The following is an 18,501-nucleotide window of genomic DNA, read 5'->3' as shown; positions in this document are numbered from 1 at the left end:
CTGACCTTCAGAAAGCGCGGAAGGTGATGATGGTGTAGGTGTCCTTGATGCCTTTGATCTTGTGCAGCTTCTCGTTCACGAAGTGGCCGATGTCAGCTTCGGGCTCGAGATAGAACTTCGCCAGAAGATCGTAATTGCCTGATGTTGAATAGATTTCGGATGCGATCTCGGCATCGGCGATAGCAGTTGCCACGTGGTAAGCTTTGCCCAGCTCACACTTGATCTGAACGAAATAGGCCTTCATCGGCACCTCCCTTGAATCTCGGAACGATCCTTCCTGCCGTTTGTTGTCCTGGTCAAGATACCTTTTAGCAGCCGGAGACGATCCCTATGTGTTCGCCATAGGAAGTGTCGAAGGTCGAGTCAGGAGTATCTATCGTGTTGAACATCAAGGCCATTGCTGTCGCCGGTGCCCTTGCGGCGGGGACGGTTTTCATGGCCCCGGCCGCAAGTCATGCGATGCCCGTTGCGCCGGTGAAAATTCAAACCGCGCAGGACGCCAGTGTCGTCGAGGTCAATCATAAGAAGAACTGGCGCAAGGATCGCCGTAATTGGCGCGGTGATCGTTCACGCTGGCGCGGCGATCGTTCACGCTGGCGCGAGAGCAGAAACTGGCGGCGTTATCGCTACTATGACCGGTACTACGATCCCTATTACTATGGACCGCGCTATGGCTATAACGGTCCGGGATATTGGGGCGGCGGCCCCGGCATAGGGCTGCAGTTCAGGATCGATTGACGAGAACTCGAGAGACCGGCATCCCATCCGTGCCGGTCCCTTGTCGGCTTCAGCCGGCCGCTTGAGTGCCTCTACCGGTTCAGCTCAGCGTCCTCGAAATATTTGCCGTCCGACCATCTGTACCAGACATATTTCGGGTTCTTGAGGTCGCCTTTCTCATTCATGGAAATGTCGCCAAGGACCGTGTTCAGCGTGTTTCCAGCGCGCAGCCATCCGGCGATCTTCCTGTTGTCGGTGACGCCGCCGACCGCGATGGCGGCCTGGCGATAGGCTTGAACCGCCGCATAGGCATAGAGGGTGGCGCCTTCGGGCACATAGCCTGTGTCGGCGAACCTGCCGATCACGTCTCTGGCGGCGGGCAGGCGCTGAGGATCGGCCGGGAAGGTCATGATGGTGCCGTCGGCGGCCGGACCCGCGGCCGATAAGAACTCGCCGGCGACGAGCGTATCGCCGGCGACAATCTGAGCCGGCGATCCGGCCTCGCGCAGCCGGCGGACGATGAGCCCGGCATCGGCGGGAGCGCCGCCGATATAGACGACATCGATCGCCGCGCCTGTGAGGCGCGCGACAAGAGCGCCGAAATCCGTCCCGCTGGGAGCATAGTGCTCGCTCAGAGCTTCCTTGACGCCGGCGGCGGCGAGCGTCCGTCGAAGCGCGTCCGCCATGCCCTTGCCATAGGTGGAGCCGTCATCGAGAACGGCGATCTTCTTGTCCCGGTAGGCCGTTGCCAGGAAGCTACCGGCGTAGACGCCCTGGCCGTCGTCGCGGCCGCTGACGCGGGCGACGTTCCAGCCGCCTTCATCGGTGAATTTGGGATTGGTCGCGGCCGGCGATATTTCCAGAATGCCGTTCTGCTCGTAAATCCTGGCGGCGGCGATCGAGGCATTCGAGCAGAAATGGCCGGCGACGAATTTGACGCCCTTGGCGGCGAGTTCGGTGGCCACAGTGACCGCACGCTGCGCATCGCAGCCGTCGTCGACCACTTCGAGAGTCAGCATTTCGCCATTGATGCCACCCGCGGCATTGATGTCGGCAACCGCCATTTCAGTGCCATGCCGCAACTGCTCGCCAAACATCGCATACTGGCCCTGCATCGGGCCTGCCGTGGCGATGGCGATTTCGGCCGACGCCATTCCGGCCGGCAAGCACGCCAATACAGCGAAGCACAGCAATCTGCGGCTCATCCGGTAACTCTGTGAGAGAGAATCTTCGAGCCGATGGTGGTCCAACCGGACCGGCAAAGCAATACGCCCGCGCAGACGAGCTGCGCGGGCGCCTGATGAACGCTGATTACTTATTCAGTTCGGCATCTTCAGCATATTTGCCGTCATGCCACTTGTACCAGACATATTTGGCGTCCTTGATGTCGCCTTTCTCGTTCAGAGAGAGGTCACCCAGGACCGTCTTCAGCGGGTTACCGGCGCGCAGCCACGCGGCGATCTTTTTGTTGTCGTCAGCTCCACCCGCCGCCGCGACGGCCTGCTGATAGGCCTGGACCGCTGCATAGGTGTAGAGCGTATAGCCTTCCGGATTGTATCCTGCCGCCTTGAACTTCTCGACGACCGCCTTGGCCGAGTCGAACTTCTGCGGATCGGGAGCGAAGGTCATGATCGTGCCTTCGCCGGCCGGGCCGGTGATGGTCCAGAACTCGTCGGTCACGAAAGCGTCGCCCGAGATCATGAGTGCCTGCGAACCCTGTTCACGCAGCTGGCGGAGAATAAGACCGCCTTCCGTGTGATAGCCGCCGACATAGACGACGTCGATCGCCGCTTCCTTAAGCTTGGAGACGAGCGCGGTGTAGTCCTTTTCACCGGCCGTGTAGGATTCGTTCATGGTTTCCTTGCCGCCGGCGGCGTTCAACGCCTTGCGGGTTTCGTCCGCCAGGCCTTTGCCATAGGCCGTCTTGTCGTCGATGATGGCGATCTTCTTGTCCTTGTAGTTCTTGGCGAGGAAGTTGCCGGCAACAATGCCCTGGGCATCGTCACGGCCGCAGACGCGCGCCACGTTCCAGCCGCCGTCATCGGTGAACTTCGGGTTTGTCGAGGCTGGCGAAATCTGCAGGATGCCTTCCTCTTCATAAACCTTGGACGCCGGGATCGAAGAGCCGGAGCAGAAATGGCCGGCGATAAACTTAACGCCCTTCGAGGCCATCTGGTTGGCAACGGCAACAGCCTGTTTCGGATCGCAGGCGTCGTCGCCCACTTCGAGAACCACTTTTTCGCCATTGATGCCGCCAGCCGCATTGAGATCGGCGACCGCCATTTCGGCGCCCTTCTTCATCTGCTCGCCGAAAGCCGCATACTGGCCGGTAATCGGGCCAACCACGGCGATCGTGATATCGGCCCAGGCCGTGGTGGCGGCGAGGGCCGTCGCGAAGCCTACGGCTATGCCCGATAGTACAAACTTCTTCATCTGTTTCTCCCTTGGGGTAATGACCTTGATCGGTCTTTCGGGGGTTGCACACCCCTTGAGCCTATCTTTGCTCAAAAGGGTGCGATTGGAAAGGGCCATGCTCTTTGGCATTTTCCCTTGGTCCAAACTCATGGAGCTCCCTTAGCCCTCCAGCCAAAGGGGCCCGAACGCTCATAAAGCCAGGGATACTGGCTTACCATCTGGCCGACGCGAGTAAGCCGGTAGCCAAGGCTCGCCGCGGCGACGAGGACCAGCGTATCGGTGATGAAATAATGGAGGCTCAGGAGGTTGCCGTTGAACAATGCATAATGGAAGAAGCGCAACGCCAGGCCGAGCGGGATCATGTAGAGAACGGCAAACAGCCAGGGCCGCCATTTGGTCGCCAATGCGCGGCCGGAGAGAAAGGCAGCGCCGCCGCCGATCACTACCGTCATGATGAAGAAAATCCAGGGACTGTTGTCCTCAACGAAGAGAGACATTCTCCAATTCCTCAATGGGCGCCGCCTTCGAGATAGGCAGCGCGGATCTCCGGGCTGGCGAGCAGGTCGCTGCCGGTGCCCGACATGGTAATGCGGCCGTTCACCATCACATAGGCGCGGTGGGCGAGCCGCAAGGCGTGGAACGCATTCTGTTCAACCAGAAAGACGGTCAGACCCTGGCTGGCATTCAAATCGCGAATGACCTGGAAGATCTGTTTCACGATGAGCGGCGCCAGGCCAAGCGAAGGTTCATCGAGGAGCAGGAGCCGCGGGCGCGCCATCAAGGCACGTGCGATCGCCAGCATCTGCTGCTCGCCGCCGGAAAGCGTGCCGCCGCGCTGGCCCTGGCGCTTCTCGAGGATGGGAAAAGTCTTGAAGGCGCGGGCGAGATCCTCGTCGAAGTGTTTGGGATCGCTGACGGCCGCACCCATCTGCAGATTCTCCAGAACCGTCATGCGTGGGAAGATGCGCCGGCCCTCGGGCGACTGCGCGATGCCGCGGCGGACGATCTCGTGGGTCGGACTTTGGGTGATGTCGTCGCCGCCGAAATTGATCGATCCCGACCGGCAGCGCGGCGTTCCGCAAATGGTCATCATCAGGGTCGATTTGCCGGCGCCGTTCGATCCGATGAGGGTGACGATCTCGCCTTCATTGACATCGAGGTCGATGCCCCGGAGCGCCTGGATCTTGCCGTAGAAGGTCTCGACGCCGCGGATGGTGAGGAGGGGCTTCGTCATCAATGGCGCCCCTTCTCGCCGGAGGTCGGCGTATTCTCGGCCCGCACGATCGCCTCGGTGATGAGTTTTTCGGCGATGGGCGGGGCTTCCTCCTCATCGACGCCCAGATAGGCGGCGATAACCGCCGGATTGGTCCTCACTTCGGCAGGGGTGCCGTCGGCGATCTTCTGGCCGTAATCGAGCACCACGACATGGTCGGAAATCTCCATGACCACCTTCATGTCATGCTCGATCAGGAGTATGCCGATGCCCTGGTCCTTGCGGATGGACAGAAGCAGCTTGTTGAGATCGTCGGATTCGCGCGGATTGAGGCCGGCGGCCGGCTCGTCGAGGCACAGGAGCTTGGGCTCGGTGCACATGGCGCGCGCGATCTCGAGGCGGCGCTGCGCGCCATAGGGCAGATCCCCCGCCGGATCATCGGCGCGGTCGATGAGATGGATCTTCTCCAGCCAGTATTTGGATTTCTCGACCGCTTCCTTTTCGGCCCGGCGATAGCCGCCAATTCCGAGAATGCCGGCGACGGTAAAGCCCGATGCCCGCATCAATGTGTTGTGCTGGGCGACGACGAGATTCTCGAGCACCGTCATGCCGGCGAACAGGCGGATGTTCTGGAAGGTGCGCGCCACCTTGGCGAACTGCGATATGCGGAAATCATCCATGCGTTCGAGGATGAACTCCTTGCCGTCCTCGTGACGCATGACGATCATGCCTTCGGTCGGCTTGTAGAAGCCTGTCAGGCAATTGAAGACGGTGGTCTTGCCGGCGCCGTTGGGGCCGATCAAGGCGGTGATGTCGTTGCGCCCAACGGAGAAGGAGAGATCGTCGATGGCGACCAAGCCGCCAAAGCGCATGGTTATATGATCCACGCTCAACACGGGATTGGTATTCCAACTCGCCATTTCAGCCATGCCCCTGCGCGACGAGGTCAGAGGAAACCGCCTTCTTCTCTTTGAGGTAGATGGATGGATCGCGCCTGGTGATGAGGCCGCGCGGTCGCCAGCGCATGATCAGCACCATGGCGATGCCGACCGCCAGCATGCGGTATTGAGTGGGATCGAAGCCCTCCGGCATGATGGCTTTCAGGAAAGCCATTTCGCGGAACAGCTCGAAGGCGCCGATCACCACGATGGCGGCAATGACGACGCCGATCTGCGAGCCCAGGCCGCCGAGCACGACGATGGCGAGGATGATGGCCGATTCCATGAAGACGAAGGATTCAGGCGATACGAAACCCTGCCTGGTGGCGAAGAAGGATCCGGCGAAGCCGCCGAACATCGCGCCCATCGCAAAGGCGGTGAGCTTGGTGTTGGTCGTGTTGATGCCGAGCGAGCGGCAGGCTATCTCATCCTCGCGCAAGGCCTCCCAGGCACGACCGATCGGCAGCTTGCGCAAGCGCATCGTCACGAAGTTGGTGATGAGCGCCATGACAAGAATGACGTAGTAGAGGAAGATGATGCGCTGCAGAGGCGTATAGGTCAGGCCGAAGGTCGCGGCAAAACCCTTATCGTCATTGGTGAAGGGGATGCCGAAAAAGCTTGGCCGGGGAATGTCGGTGATGCCGTTGGGGCCGCCGGTGAAGGTATACCAGTTGACCAGAATGACGCGGATGATCTCGCCGAAGGCGAGGGTGACGATAGCCAGATAGTCACCGCGGAGCCGCAAGACCGGAAAGCCGAGGATCAGGCCCCAGCAGGCGGCGAGGAGGCCTGCGATCGGCAGGACCAGCCAGAAGGTCCATGGCGTGATGGCGTCGCCAAACCACAAAGGAAAGTAAACGGTGGCAAGCAATGCGTATGAATAAGCGCCGACGGCATAGAAGGCGACGTAACCCAGGTCGAGGAGGCCCGCCAGGCCGACGACGATATTCAGACCCCAGCCCAGCATGATGTAGGTCAGCATCAGGATCCCCAGGTCGACGATGCGACGGTCGACGCCGGGGATGAAAGGCAGGACGAGGGCCACGCCCAGAAGCGCGATACCGACATATTTGCCGAGGGGTTCAATCGTCTGAACGAAGCTGGATTGGACGCCTTTGGCTTCCGCGCTCTCATTGGCGCCGGAAACCAGTAGCCAGATGCCCGACAGGAGCGCGAAAATGCCGAAGGCGATGAGCCAGGCGGGCAGGCTCGGATGGATCCGGGCCAGCAGGCCCAAGGGCGCGTCCGTGTTGAACACGCCGATGAGAGACGCCACCACGCCAACGACGATCGCTCCCAATCCCCAGCCCTTGACATGCTGCGGCGTTACCCAGGCAGGCCGGTTCCAGACCAGGAGATGAAGCGCGAGGCGCCCGACGGTGATGATGGCGACAAGGACAAAGACTATCCAGGGGCGATATTCGAGGACGAGGCCGCCTTGCGGGGCGCTGGCATTCATGCCGACAATCGGACCGATGATCGCCAGCGCGATCAAAGCGGTAAGTGCGGTATCGATGAGAATGCGCCGATAATCGGGGCTGGCTGGTGTTTGCTGCTTGGCTGCCTTCACAGCACTTTGTCCCTTTTGCGTTTCTACGGGGTGCGTAGGCGCCATGGTCAGACTTTCTCCACTTCCGGTTTGCCCAGAAGCCCCTGCGGCAGGAAGATGAGCACTACCGCGAGCATCGCGAAAGCGGCGACATCCTTGTATTCGACCGAGAAATAGGCCGACCAGAATACTTCGATGAGGCCGATGACGAGGCCGCCCAGCATGGCGCCGGGGATCGAGCCGATGCCGCCGAGGACCGCCGCGGTGAAGGCCTTAACGCCGGCGAGGAAGCCGATATAGAAGTCGATCACGCCATAGCGCAGGAAGAACATCAGGCCGGCCACCGCAGCGAGCGAGGCGCCCATGATGAAAGTGATGGAGATCGTCTTATTGACATCGATGCCGAGCAGCGACGCCATCTTCATATCCTGCTCACAGGAGCGCTGAGCACGCCCGAGCGAGGTACGGGTGATGAGTGCCGTGAAGAGCGCCATCAAAGCGAGTGTGGTCACGATGATGATGATCTGCATGGTGGACAGGCGGACCACGAATTCGCCTTGCTGGGTGGTGCGGTGCATCAGTTCCACGCCACCGCTGATCAAGGGCTGCATCGGCTTGGGCCGGCCGCCCTGGGCAATGCGGACGAACTCCTGGAGGACGATCGACATGCCGATGGCGGAAATGAGCGGCGCTAGGCGGAAAGACCCTCTGAGTGGCCGGTAGGCGACGCGCTCGACCGTCCAGTTATAGGCCGAGGCCAGAATCATGGCGATGACCAGGACTAGGATCAGCGCCAGAAGGAGGAGGGCGAAGCTCGCCGAGGCGGTCAGGCCGATGGCCAGGATGGCAATCAGGGAAATAAACGCCCCGACCATGAAAATGTCGCCATGGGCGAAATTGATCATGCCGATAATGCCATAGACCATTGTATAGCCGATGGCGATCAGCCCGTAGATCGAGCCGAGCGTAATGCCGTTTATGAGCTGCTCGAGGAAATATTCCATGAGCCCCCCTGCTGCCGTTTCTCACCCATTGTCTTTTCTCTTCTTAAGGCCCAGCTTCTAGGTGGCTGGACTCCCGTTCCTTAAACGTATCATTTTGGAAACACAAGCCGTTGCTCGATACCTGACCAAAAGTCTAAGATTCGCCTCTCAGGTGCCGAAACATTTCGTAACGAAATAGTAGCTCGCAAATCTGTCAGGAGTGGCTATTTCGTAAGTTTATATCATTTACATTCAGCTTCAAACGGCCTATCTAAACGCCCCATGTTGCGCCGCATCATATATCTTTTTCTCGTTCTGATTGTCTTCGGCGGACTTGCCGGGGCGATCGCCTATTATGCCTTTGATTTCAAGCCGAAGATGATCGCCGGCTTCATCATGAGCGCGCCCAAGCCGGTGGAAACCGTGTCGGCCGAAGCGGCGCGCCAGGACCAGTGGGAACCGGAAGTTACAGCGATCGGCTCCCTGACGGCGATCAACGGAATCGAGGTGGCGCCGCAGGTCGGCGGCATCGTCAAGGAGCTCTATTTCGATTCGGGCGACCTGGTGAAAAAGGGCCAGAAGCTCTTCCAACTCGACACCGACACGGAACAGGCCGATCTCAAGAATTTTCGTGTGCAACTCGGCAATGCCCAGGTTGAGCTCGACCGGCAGCAGGCGCTGCTGGACAAGGGCTTCGCGTCTAAGTCGGTCTTCGATACGGCGAAGGTCCTGCGCGACCGGATGCAGGCCGAGATCGAGCGCACCGAAGCCCTGATCGCCCAGAAGTCGATCTATGCGCCGTGGGACGGCAGGCTGGGCCTGCGCGACGTCGCGGCCGGCAAATATGTCGCGCCCGGCCAGAACATGATCTGGCTGCAGAGCGTCGATCCGATCTATGTCGATTTCACCGTGACCGAAAGCGAGTTCGGCCGCATCAAGATCGGCCAGAAGGTGAAAGCGAAGTTCGCCGCTTATCAGAACGACACGTTCAACGGCGAGGTGTCGACGACCGACGCCCGGGTCTCGGCCGAGAGCCGCATGATCACGGTGCGGGGCAAACTCGAGAATCCCGACGGGCGCCTGGTGCCCGGCATGTATGCCGATGTGAAGGTGATCGTCGGTGAGCCGGCCCCGGTGGTGACGATCCCGCAGTCGGCGGTGACATATTCGCTCTATGGCGACAGCGTCTTCGCCGTGGTGAAGGCGAAGGAGGCGGATCCCAATGCGAAGGAGCCCGATCTCGAGATCGAGCGGCGCTTCATCAAGCTGGGCATGGTGCGTGACGGCAGAGTGAATGTGGTCGATGGTGTGAAGCCCGGAGATCAGATCGTGATCGCCGGCCAGAACAAGATCGACCAGGGTTCGAAGGTTCGAATCGACAACTCGATCGCGCTCAACCTGACGGTTGACCGCAACACGCAATAACGGGGGCGCCCCATGAGTTTCACCGACATCTTCGTTCGCCGGCCCGTGCTGGCGTCGGTGGTGAGCCTTCTCATCCTGCTGGTCGGCGCGAATGCGGTGTGGAACCTGCCGGTGCGGCAGTTCCCGAAGGTCGAAGACACGACGATCACCATCACGACGGCCTATCCGGGCGCCAATGCCGACCAGATCAAGGGCTTCATCACAACCCCTATCCAACAGGCGGTGGCCTCGACCGAGGGCATCGATACGCTGAAATCGACATCGGCGCAGAATGTCTCGACCATCACGATGAAGCTGAAGCTCAACGCCGATGGCGACCGGGCACTGGCTGACGTTCTGTCCAAGGTGAACGAAGTCAAGAGCGTGCTGCCGGATGAATCGAAGGATCCGGTGGTGACCCGCACCACGGGCACGCCCTATGCGCTCATGTATATCGGCTTCAGCTCGGAAACGATGGCGCCGGCGCAGATCAGCGACTATCTCGACCGGGTGATCAGGCCGCAGATCCAGGCCATCAACGGTGTCGCCGAAGCGGAGATCCTCGGCGGCTCGACATTCGCCATGCGCGTCTGGCTCAACCCCGACAAAATGGCGGCACTCGGCATTACGCCTCTCGACGTCAATACCGCGCTCGCCCAGAACAACTTCACCACCGCCGCCGGCAGCGTGAAGGGCGACTTCACCCAGCAGAACATCAACGCCAAGACGTCGCTCGAGACGCCCGAGCAGTTCCTGCAACTCGTCGTGGCGGTGAAGGACGGTACGATCATCCGCCTGGGGCAGATCGCCACCGTCGACCTGGGGCCCCAGAATTTCGATTCGACCTCGTCCTTCGACGGGCTGAAGGCGGTGTTCCTGGGCATCACCACGACGCCGGACGCCAATCCGCTGTCGGTGATCTCGCAGGTCCGCGAGGAATTCCCGAAGCTGCAGGCACAGCTGCCGCCGCAGCTCAAGGCCAGCATCGCCTATGACGCGACCGAGTTCATCAATGCCTCGATCTGGGAAGTGAGCAAGACGCTCCTCGAGGCGACGCTCATCGTCATCGTCGTCATCTTCCTGTTCCTCGGCAATTTGCGCTCGACGCTGATTCCGGTCATCACCATCCCGCTGTCGCTGGTCGGCGTCGCCATCTTCCTCCTGGCGCTCGGCTATTCGATCAACCTGCTGACGCTGCTCGCTTTCGTGCTCGCCATCGGCCTCGTCGTCGACGACGCCATCGTGGTCGTGGAAAACATCCACCGTCATATCGAGGATGGGATGACGCCGTTCCAGAGCGCGCTTGCAGGTGCCCGCGAGATCGCCGGCCCGGTCGTCACCATGACGCTGACGCTGGCGGCGGTCTATGCGCCGATCGGCTTCACTTCCGGCCTCACCGGCGCCTTGTTTCGCGAATTCGCTTTCACGCTCGCCGGCGCCGTCATCATATCCGGCGTCATCGCGCTAACGCTCTCGCCCATGATGTGCTCGAAGATCTTCAAGCAGCATGAGGAGGAGGGCCGGTTCGGCCGCTTCATCGAGCGCGTTTTCGGCGGGCTGCGCCGCTTCTATTCGCGCCGCCTCGACGGCGCCATCAAGCAGCGGCCGGTCTTCGCGGTCATGGTCGTGCTCATCATCGCGCTGTCAGGTGTGCTCTATACCGCGATCAACAAAGAACTCGCGCCGGCAGAAGACCAAGGCGTCGTGTTCTCCTTCGTGAACGCGCCCGAGCATACCAATCTCGATTATCTGCAGACCTATGCGGACCGGGTGACGCAGATATTCATGGATGTCCCTGAGCGGCAGAACGTGTTCACCATCGTCGGCATGGGATCGGTGCACGCCTCGTTCGTCGGCCTCATCACGAAGCCATGGGAGCAGCGCGAGCGCTCCGACACGATGATACTCGGTGAATTGCAGGGCAAGCTCGGCGGTATTCCCGGGGTCAAGACCTTCGCCACCGCGCCGCCGGCTATCCCGATCGGCGCCGGCGAAATGCCGGTCGAATTCGTGATCAAGTCGCCGGGCGACTATACCAAGGTCGCCGAGGTGCTCGACAAGATCGAAGCCGAGGCGAAGAAAAGCGGTCTGTTCATCTTCACCAACACCGATCTCAGATTCGAGACTCCGCAGGCCGAGCTCATCATCGACAAGGACAAGGCCAACCAGCTCGGCATCCGCATGAGCGATGTCGGCGCCACCCTGGCCGTTCTGCTCGGCGGCAACAATGTCAACCGCATCAACATCCAGGGGCGATCCTATGAAGTGATCGCCCAAGTGCCTCGGGCGTTCCGCGGCTCGGCCGAGCGACTGCTCGATTACCGGGTGCGCACCACCTCGGGCGACATGGTGCCTCTCTCTTCCTTCATCTCGCTCGACCAGACGGTACAGCCCAACAGCCTTGCGACGTTTCAACAGCTGAACTCGGCGACTTTCCAGGGCGCACCTTTCCCCGGCCGCACCGTCGGCGAGGCGGTGGCGTTTCTGCAGCAGAAGGCGGCCGAGCATTTCCCGCAAGGCATGACCTACGACTTCCAGGGTGAAAGCCGGCAGTTCGTGACCGAGGGCAACACGCTCGCTTACACCTTCCTGTTCGCGCTGATCGTCATCTACCTGGTTCTCGCCGCCCAGTTCGAAAGCTTCCGCGACCCGTTCATCATCCTGATCGGCCTGCCGGCCTCGATGTTCGGCGCCTTGTTCTTCCTGTTCATATTGGGCGAGGTCAACGGCGCGACGCAGGGCCAGCTTGGGATCAATCTCGGCTCCGGCACGATCAACATCTATACCCAGATCGGCCTCGTGACGCTGATCGGCCTCATCTCGAAGCACTGGTGGTCGGGTGCGCTGCAAGCCTCAGGAAGAGCTGAGGCTACGGCGAGAGTTCTCGGCCATCAAAGGAAGTATACGACCGCCTGAAACCATTGGCGATACTGCGCCATGGTGGTGATGAAAAATGTTACTCCTCAATCTTGCTGGCGCCATTGCTCTGAAAAACAAAAATTCGACCGCATCGACACTAAGTCAAATATATGAAAGCGCGGCAATCAGCACGATATTAAAAAACGCGTTATCACGGTGCCGCCAGTGGTCTTACGCCCTCTATCTGAACGGCAACGTTACAGGAGCAATGGCTTTGCGGTGGTATCGGCCTGTGGAGCTGCCGAGATCGTCACTCAGGCTAAACAGCGTTACCTATTCATGGAGGCCAGACGGCAAGCCGAGAAACGTGTTATGACAATGATGTAGGCAAAAGGTTCACCACCAGGATCAAACAACTTTCCTGCAGAAGCCGAAATCTGAGCTCGCTACTGTAAGCGCGGTGTGCCTCTCGAGTGCAGTGACCGCGTGAATCACGATCTGGCAGGTCAGAAACCTATCAAATGCTAGTGCGTTTGAGGAATGAAGTTGCCGGATCAGCATCCTTTGCAGCCTAACAAGCAATATATTTTCAACTGCCATTTTGGGATGCATGAAGCCGACATACTGTGCACTGAAATGCCTCCCATCATTTTGAGACGAGGCTGAAAATGAAATGCTGTATCACAACATACCAGATAATATTACTCTGTATGGGTGGATCTGGCTGAAACTGTAAAAGGGCGGCTTCCGAACCTTGCCGATCCGTCTTGGACACTTCGCCGACGGTCTGTTCGTGGTGAAAGCCCGGGATGACAATGTCGATATTCTGGGCGCTAAGCTCGTTGCCGTCGACGGACGCCCGGTCGAGGGATTGCTGGTCGAGCTCAGGAACTTCATCGGCGGCGCAGACACCCTGTTCGCCAATCATGTGCCACGTCTCCTCGTGTCGCCCGAACTGCTGAATGCGGCGGGGCTGGGCGACAACCCGGCCATGAGTCGCCTGCGCCTGCGTCTTGCGGACGGGACAGAGGTCGAACGCACTTTGTCCGGCGGCAAGCCGGAGGCGCCGCCGCGAAAGAACTATTGGCCGGTACGTGACCTCAGTCCGATTCCGATCGCCACCAATGATGACGGCTGGCCGCATGTCCTCAGCCGCTGGCGAGTGCCGGCCTATCTCTCACGACCCGACCAGGCCTATTGGCATGAGATACCGGCCGGCAGCGGGTTTCTGTACATGCAGCTGAATCGCATCAAGAACGCCTGGCCTGAGCCTCTCGCCACCTATCTGGATGGCGTGCTCGGGGAGATCAAGACGAAAGGCGTCAAGGACGTCGTGGTCGATCTGCGCTTCAATCGGAGCGGCAATTACGTGCTGGCGGCGGATTTTACCCGCAGGCTTGCCAGGACGGTGCCCGAGGACGGCCGCATCTTCATCCTCTCCGGGACCAACACTTATGCTGCCGGCATCGCCATGCTGGCTCGGCTCAAATACTTCGCGGGCGCGCGCGGGCTCCAGATCGGCGGCCCCCCGGGCGATCGCGGACAATTCTGGGCGGATGGAGGCCGCACGGTGCTGCCCAACTCGAAAATACCCGTGCGCTACGCCACTGCTTTTCATGACTGGGAGAAGGGCTGCGGCCTTTCCGATATCGGGCATTGTTTCTTGTTCAACTACGCCTATGGCGTAGCTCCCGGTTCGCTCGATCCGCAAGTAGAGGCGCCGCTAACCTTCGCAGACTACCTGGCGGCGCGCGACCCGGCGATGGAAGAAGTACAGAGGCGGATCGCTATGCCGTAAGGCGGCCCAGTCCTTCGCTGAAACGGGCTAGGGCCTTCTCGAGTTCCACTTCGCCGGTGGCGAAGGAGAGCCTGATGCAGTTGGGATCGCCGAAAGCCGAACCCGGCACGGTCGCTACGCCATGCTCATCGAGGAGCCAGTCGCAGAGCACGTCGACACTGTCCATCACGTGATTGCCGACCTTGCGGCCGAGGAAGGCGCCGACATTGGGGAAGGCATAGAACGTTGCGGGAATGGGAGCGAGCTTCAGGCCCGGAATCGCGGAAAGCGCCTTGACCACCATGTCGCGGCGCGTCTCGTAGCGTTGCCGCATCTTCTCGACATCGTCGCGCGGCGCCGACAGTGCGGAGAGCGCGGCATGCTGTACGAAGGAATTGGCCCCGGCGGTAAGGCCGCTCTGGAGCCTGGCCATGGCGACAGCGAGCGGGGCGGGGCCTGCCGAATAGCCGAGCCGCCAGCCCGTCATGGCGAAGCTCTTGGAAAAGCCGTTTACCGTGACCGTACGTTCGCGCATGCCGGGCAGGCTCGCAAAGGACGTCATCTTGCCGTCGAACAGAATGTATTCGTAGATCTCGTCCGAGAGCACCATCAGGCGGGGATGGCCTTTGACGACCTCGGCCAGAGCGTCGAGCTCGGCCCGGCTCCATACCGCGCCGGTCGGATTGCTGGGCGAATTCAGCATCAGGAGCTTCGTCTTGTCGGTCAGCGCCGCGGCGATGCGGGCGGGCGGCGCCTTGAAATTCTCCTCGACGCCGGCCTTGAGGATGACGGGCACACCGCCCGCCAGGCGCACCGTGATCTCGTAGGAGACCCAATAGGGCGACAGGAGAATCACTTCGTCGCCCGGCTCGATCAAGGCGAGCACGGCATTGGCGATCGCCTGCTTGGCGCCATTGGCGATGACAATCTCGTTGGCGGCGTAATCGACCCCGTTTTCGTCCTTGAGCTTCCTCGCCAGCGCCTGGCGCAGTTCGGGTATGCCGGCGACCGGCGAATAATGGGTGAGGCCCTTGCGCATGGCCTCGGTAGCTGCCGTCTGGATAAAAGCGGGCGTGTCGAAATCGGGCTCGCCGATTGTCAGGCTGGCGATATCCTGGCCTTTCGCCCGGAGCTCCCGGGCGCGTTGCGACATGCGCACGATGGCGCCCTCATCTGATTGGGCGGCGCGGCGGGCGAGCAGGGAGGAGACGTCGAATGGGGCCATGGTGGGCGCTCTATGCCACGGCACCGGAAAGAGGTCGAGGAGCCTCGCAAAAATGTCACAGTCTGCCCTTAGGGCCGGTTCGACTAGAGTGCCGGGCGGTCTCACGGAATCACCTCGGCGCTCTATCTCTTTGATTTTGCGCATCGGCCTGTCCGAGGACCGCACGCATGGTCGGGTCAAGCCCGACCACGAGCTTCTCGGGCCGATGCTCTAAATCGGTGTTTCTACTGAACCTCATTCCTGTACATAGAGGGCGAATACCCCTATATGCGCAGGCCTTCCCCGACATCCGGAACCGCCATGAAACTTACTGCGCCTGTGCTTGTTTGTGTGTCCGTCCTGCTCGCGGCCTGCTCCAGCAAGTCGAGCAATATCGATATCAACTCCGGCGGGCCGCGCAGCGTCCAGACGCAGTCACGCTCGGAGCCGATTTTCTACAACGGCAAGCATTACGCGCTGAACTACAGCTACAATGACGCCATGAAGGTCTTCGACATGAAAGTGTCAGGGACGACGACGCCGATGAAGCCCGACAGCCAGAAGGATGCGGTCAATATCGCTTCGTCCTCGCTCGGCTATTTCGCTTGTCCCGACGGTCAGAGAGGTCGCCTCGTCGGCGAGCCCAAATTCAACGGCGGCGTCTGGGCCCTGCAGGCGCGCTGCGGCTGAGCAAGTGCCCCGTAGTGCCGGGGATCCAGAGCTTCAGCCCAGGATGTTCCGATCGATCCAGTCACGGGTGCGGAAGTAGCGCCCAATCCACGGCACGAACCACGTATTGCCGTGATAGAGCGGGTGGGTGGGGAATTCCTCCTGATCGAAGGCGCAGATGCGGTTGACCCGACCGGCGATCTTGCGGCCGGTCTGGAAGCCCAGATAGCTGAGCATGGCGATGCCGGAGCCGTTGCAGCCGAGCGCGTAATGGAGATTGTCGAGCCTGCCCATATGCGGCATCTCGTCGAGCGTGAAGGCGACATTGCCGGTCCAGGCATGGGTGATGCGCGTACCTTTGAGCTGCGGATACCGGTCGAGCATGAAGCGGTAGAGGATGGGCGCCGTCTCGACCGGATCGGTCTGGCCGAATTTGGCGCGGCCGCCGAAAATGAGGCGCCTGCCGTCCGGCGACATGCGGAAATAGGTGAGCACGCGGCGTGTATCGGCGAAGGAACGGTTCTTCGGCGACAACGAGGCCGCGATATCGGGCGGCAGTTCCTCGGTGGCGATGATATAGGAACCCACCGGGACCAGGCGGCGCTTGAACTGCGGTGTTACATTGCCGGTATAAGCATTGGTGGCGATCACGACGTCGCCGGCCTTGACCGGGCCGCGTGGCGTCTCGACGGTCCATCCCGACGCCGATTGCACCAGACCCGTGACCGGCGTCTTCGCCGCGACCGGAATACTCCGCTTGCGGATCAAGTTGAGAAGGCCCTTGTAGTAAAGGGCAGGATGGATATGGGCAGCACGCTCGACCACCATGCCGCCCCGGTAATAGTCCGAGCCGATTTCCTCGCGCTGACGTTCTCGCGGCACGATATAGGCGCCTGATTGCGCGTCGGCATTGAGAGCCTGAACTTTCTTCTCCATGGCGCGGTAATGCGATTGGCACCAGGCGCCGAGGAAATATCCGGCTTTGGTCCAATGGCAGGCGATCTTCTCGCGCGTGATCAAGGTTTCGACATGGGCAAAGGCGTCGGCGGCGTCGTTGAGAAAGGGGACGGCCTCTTCGGCGCTCAATGGCCTGGCGACATAACGCTTTGAGACATTGACGCCGCCCGACACCATGCCGCCGTTGCGCGTCGAGGCGCCGAAACCCGGTTCGTTGGCATCGAGCACCAGGCAGTCAAGGCCTGCTTCATTGAGGGCGAGGGCGGCGGACAACCCGGCATAGCCGGCGCCGATGATGGCAACGCGGGTTTCCTTTGGCAGGTCGATGGGCGCCTGGGCTTCCGGCGCATAGGTCTCCCACCAGAAGGGGCGCGGCTTGAATTCGGGATGAAATATCTGTGATGGCATGGGGCTCACACGCGGCAGAAGGGGCGCCGACTATAACACTGGCTGTTTCCCAGTTCCAAATCAGCCACTTAAGGAAATGCGGGCGTATTCGACGTTAGTTGAATGACGCGGCAAGTTGCCTCACCCGTGTTTCTCCTGCACACTCCCCCACCAAACGCCCAAGCATAAGCAGGCGTCACCCGAGGAGGAACCCCATGCCCAAATCCCATATGTCCAAATCGCGCCGTCAATTCCTGGCGACCGGCACCGCCGCAACGGTCGCCGGAGCGGCCGCTCTGTCGATGCCCAATGTCGTCCGTGCCCAGGAAGCCGTTGTGTTCAAATTCCAGAGCACCTGGCCATCGAAGGACATCTTCCATGAATATGCGCAGGACTATGTGAGCCGCGTCAATGAGATGTCGGGCGGCCGCCTCAAGCTCGAACTGCTGCCGGCAGGCGCCGTCGCCAAGGCCTTCGAGCTGCAGGATGCGGTCATCGCCGGCACGCTCGATGGCGGTCATGGCGTGTGCGCCTATTGGTACGGCAAGCACAAGGCCTACTCGCTGTTCGGTACACCGCCGGCCTGGGGCTGGCGCGCCAATCAGATGGTCGGTTGGATGAAATATGGCGGCGGCCAGGCGCTCTATGAAGAACTCGTTCAGCAGGTACTTGGCCTCAATCTGGTCGGCTTCCTCACCGGGCCTATGCCGACCCAGCCGCTCGGCTGGTTCAAGAAGCCGGTCGAGAAGCCGGAAGACCTCGCCGGTCTGAAATACCGCACCGTCGGTCTCTCCGCCGACCTGTTCAAGGAAATGGGCGCGGCGGTAACCATTCTGGGCGGCGGTGAAATCGTGCCGGCGATGGATCGCGGCCTGCTCGAGGCGGCGGAGTTCAACAACCCTTCCTCCGACCGCGTTCTCGGCTTCCCGGATGTCAGCAAGGACTACATGTTGCAGTCCTATCATCAGGCGGCGGAATGCTTCGAGATCATGTTCAACAAGGCGAAATTTGACGCGCTGCCGGCGGATCTGCAGGCGATTCTCAAATACGGCGCGGAATCGGCCTCGGCCGATATGTCGTGGAAAGCCATGGACCGCTATTCCAAGGATCTCGAGGCGATGAAGGCGCACCAGGGCGTGAAAGTGCACCGCACGCCCGACGCCGTGCTGCAGGCGCAACTCGCCGCCTGGGATAAGGTGATCGCGGCGCAGTCGCAGGAGCCATTCTTCGCCAAGGTGGTCGAGTCGCAAAAGGCCTGGGCGAAGCGGGTCATCTCCCTCCAGTTCGACATGGAAGTCGACCAGAAGACCGCCTACGATCATTTCTTCAGCGCGTGAGTTTCAGCCGCATTGTGCTCTCGCCCGGGATACGGGCGAGAGCCTGACTGAAAGGGGAGATGTGTGCTGATCTTTTACCGCGTGACGGCGCC

The 18,501-nt window shown here is 60.8% G+C and carries 16 protein-coding genes; 6 read left to right on the top strand and 10 right to left on the bottom strand.

All coding sequences use genetic code 11. The features are described 5' to 3' along the window. Positions 1-7 precede the first annotated feature (7 nt). Positions 8-244, bottom strand: coding sequence for an Lrp/AsnC ligand binding domain-containing protein (locus G5V57_RS30640; protein ID WP_165172504.1), 237 nt, complete (start codon positions 242-244; stop codon positions 8-10). A gap of 134 nt (positions 245-378) precedes the next feature. Between G5V57_RS30640 and G5V57_RS30635 the strand changes: the two genes are divergently transcribed. Next, entirely contained in the window at positions 379-738 is a 360-nt protein-coding gene (locus G5V57_RS30635; RefSeq protein WP_165172502.1) for a hypothetical protein, read from the top strand. A gap of 71 nt (positions 739-809) precedes the next feature. On the opposite strand, the gene G5V57_RS30630 is transcribed toward G5V57_RS30635, so the two are convergent. The 7 genes from G5V57_RS30630 to G5V57_RS30600 all read right to left on the bottom strand — a co-directional run bounded on the left by G5V57_RS30630 (position 810) and on the right by G5V57_RS30600 (position 7,836). Beyond that, the gene (locus tag G5V57_RS30630) at positions 810-1,922 is read right to left on the bottom strand and encodes a branched-chain amino acid ABC transporter substrate-binding protein (RefSeq protein WP_165172500.1); all 1,113 of its coding nucleotides are present in this window, start codon (positions 1,920-1,922) and stop codon (positions 810-812) included. A gap of 106 nt (positions 1,923-2,028) precedes the next feature. Next, a complete protein-coding gene (locus G5V57_RS30625; protein WP_165172498.1) occupies positions 2,029-3,150 on the bottom strand; it encodes a branched-chain amino acid ABC transporter substrate-binding protein in 1,122 nt (373 codons plus the stop codon). 128 nt (positions 3,151-3,278) lie between these two features. Beyond that, positions 3,279-3,629, bottom strand: coding sequence for a DUF6867 family protein (locus G5V57_RS30620; RefSeq protein ID WP_165172496.1), 351 nt, complete (start codon positions 3,627-3,629; stop codon positions 3,279-3,281). Positions 3,630-3,640: 11 nt separating this feature from the next. Continuing rightward, the gene (locus G5V57_RS30615; protein WP_165172494.1) at positions 3,641-4,366 is read right to left on the bottom strand and encodes an ABC transporter ATP-binding protein; all 726 of its coding nucleotides are present in this window, start codon (positions 4,364-4,366) and stop codon (positions 3,641-3,643) included. After that, positions 4,366-5,217 carry an ABC transporter ATP-binding protein gene (locus G5V57_RS30610; protein WP_305849376.1) on the bottom strand — a complete coding sequence of 284 codons (852 nt, stop codon included), beginning with the start codon at positions 5,215-5,217 and terminating at the stop codon, positions 4,366-4,368. Before G5V57_RS30610 ends, G5V57_RS30615 begins: the two co-directional genes overlap by 1 nt. Positions 5,218-5,266: 49 nt before the next feature. After that, complete coding sequence (gene livM, locus G5V57_RS30605) at positions 5,267-6,898, bottom strand: high-affinity branched-chain amino acid ABC transporter permease LivM (protein WP_165172490.1); 1,632 nt, start codon at positions 6,896-6,898, stop codon at positions 5,267-5,269. Between the two features lie 2 nt (positions 6,899-6,900). Then, a complete protein-coding gene (locus tag G5V57_RS30600) occupies positions 6,901-7,836 on the bottom strand; it encodes a branched-chain amino acid ABC transporter permease LivH (protein ID WP_165172488.1) in 936 nt (311 codons plus the stop codon). A 261-nt stretch (positions 7,837-8,097) separates the two neighbouring features. On the opposite strand from G5V57_RS30600, the gene G5V57_RS30595 reads away from it, so the two are divergent. The 3 genes from G5V57_RS30595 to G5V57_RS30585 all read left to right on the top strand — a co-directional run bounded on the left by G5V57_RS30595 (position 8,098) and on the right by G5V57_RS30585 (position 13,876). Beyond that, positions 8,098-9,240 (top strand): efflux RND transporter periplasmic adaptor subunit, encoded by a 1,143-nt coding sequence (locus tag G5V57_RS30595; protein ID WP_165172486.1) that lies wholly within the window; start codon positions 8,098-8,100, stop codon positions 9,238-9,240. A gap of 12 nt (positions 9,241-9,252) precedes the next feature. Further along, on the top strand, positions 9,253-12,135 hold the full coding sequence (locus tag G5V57_RS30590) for an efflux RND transporter permease subunit (RefSeq protein ID WP_165172484.1): 2,883 nt from the start codon (positions 9,253-9,255) through the stop codon (positions 12,133-12,135). A 697-nt stretch (positions 12,136-12,832) separates the two neighbouring features. After that, positions 12,833-13,876 (top strand): hypothetical protein, encoded by a 1,044-nt coding sequence (locus G5V57_RS30585; protein ID WP_165172482.1) that lies wholly within the window; start codon positions 12,833-12,835, stop codon positions 13,874-13,876. Here the strand turns inward: G5V57_RS30585 and G5V57_RS30580 are convergent. Beyond that, positions 13,866-15,080, bottom strand: a complete 1,215-nt coding sequence (locus G5V57_RS30580; protein WP_165172480.1) for a pyridoxal phosphate-dependent aminotransferase — start codon at positions 15,078-15,080, stop codon at positions 13,866-13,868. The two genes, G5V57_RS30585 and G5V57_RS30580, sit on opposite strands and share 11 nt — an antisense overlap. A gap of 300 nt (positions 15,081-15,380) precedes the next feature. Between G5V57_RS30580 and G5V57_RS30575 the strand changes: the two genes are divergently transcribed. Further along, positions 15,381-15,749, top strand: coding sequence for a hypothetical protein (locus tag G5V57_RS30575; protein ID WP_165172478.1), 369 nt, complete (start codon positions 15,381-15,383; stop codon positions 15,747-15,749). Positions 15,750-15,782: 33 nt separating this feature from the next. Here G5V57_RS30575 and G5V57_RS30570 read toward each other — a convergent pair whose 3' ends face one another. Beyond that, entirely contained in the window at positions 15,783-17,093 is a 1,311-nt protein-coding gene (locus G5V57_RS30570) for an FAD-binding oxidoreductase (protein ID WP_165172476.1), read from the bottom strand. Between the two features lie 194 nt (positions 17,094-17,287). On the opposite strand from G5V57_RS30570, the gene G5V57_RS30565 reads away from it, so the two are divergent. Then, positions 17,288-18,409 (top strand): TRAP transporter substrate-binding protein, encoded by a 1,122-nt coding sequence (locus G5V57_RS30565; RefSeq protein ID WP_165172474.1) that lies wholly within the window; start codon positions 17,288-17,290, stop codon positions 18,407-18,409. Positions 18,410-18,501: the final 92 nt, after the last annotated feature.

The sequence above is a fragment of the Nordella sp. HKS 07 genome (genome assembly GCF_011046735.1).
In the GTDB taxonomy this organism is placed as follows: Bacteria; Pseudomonadota; Alphaproteobacteria; order Rhizobiales; family Aestuariivirgaceae; genus Taklimakanibacter.
This window is presented reverse-complemented; position numbering and strand designations above follow the sequence as displayed.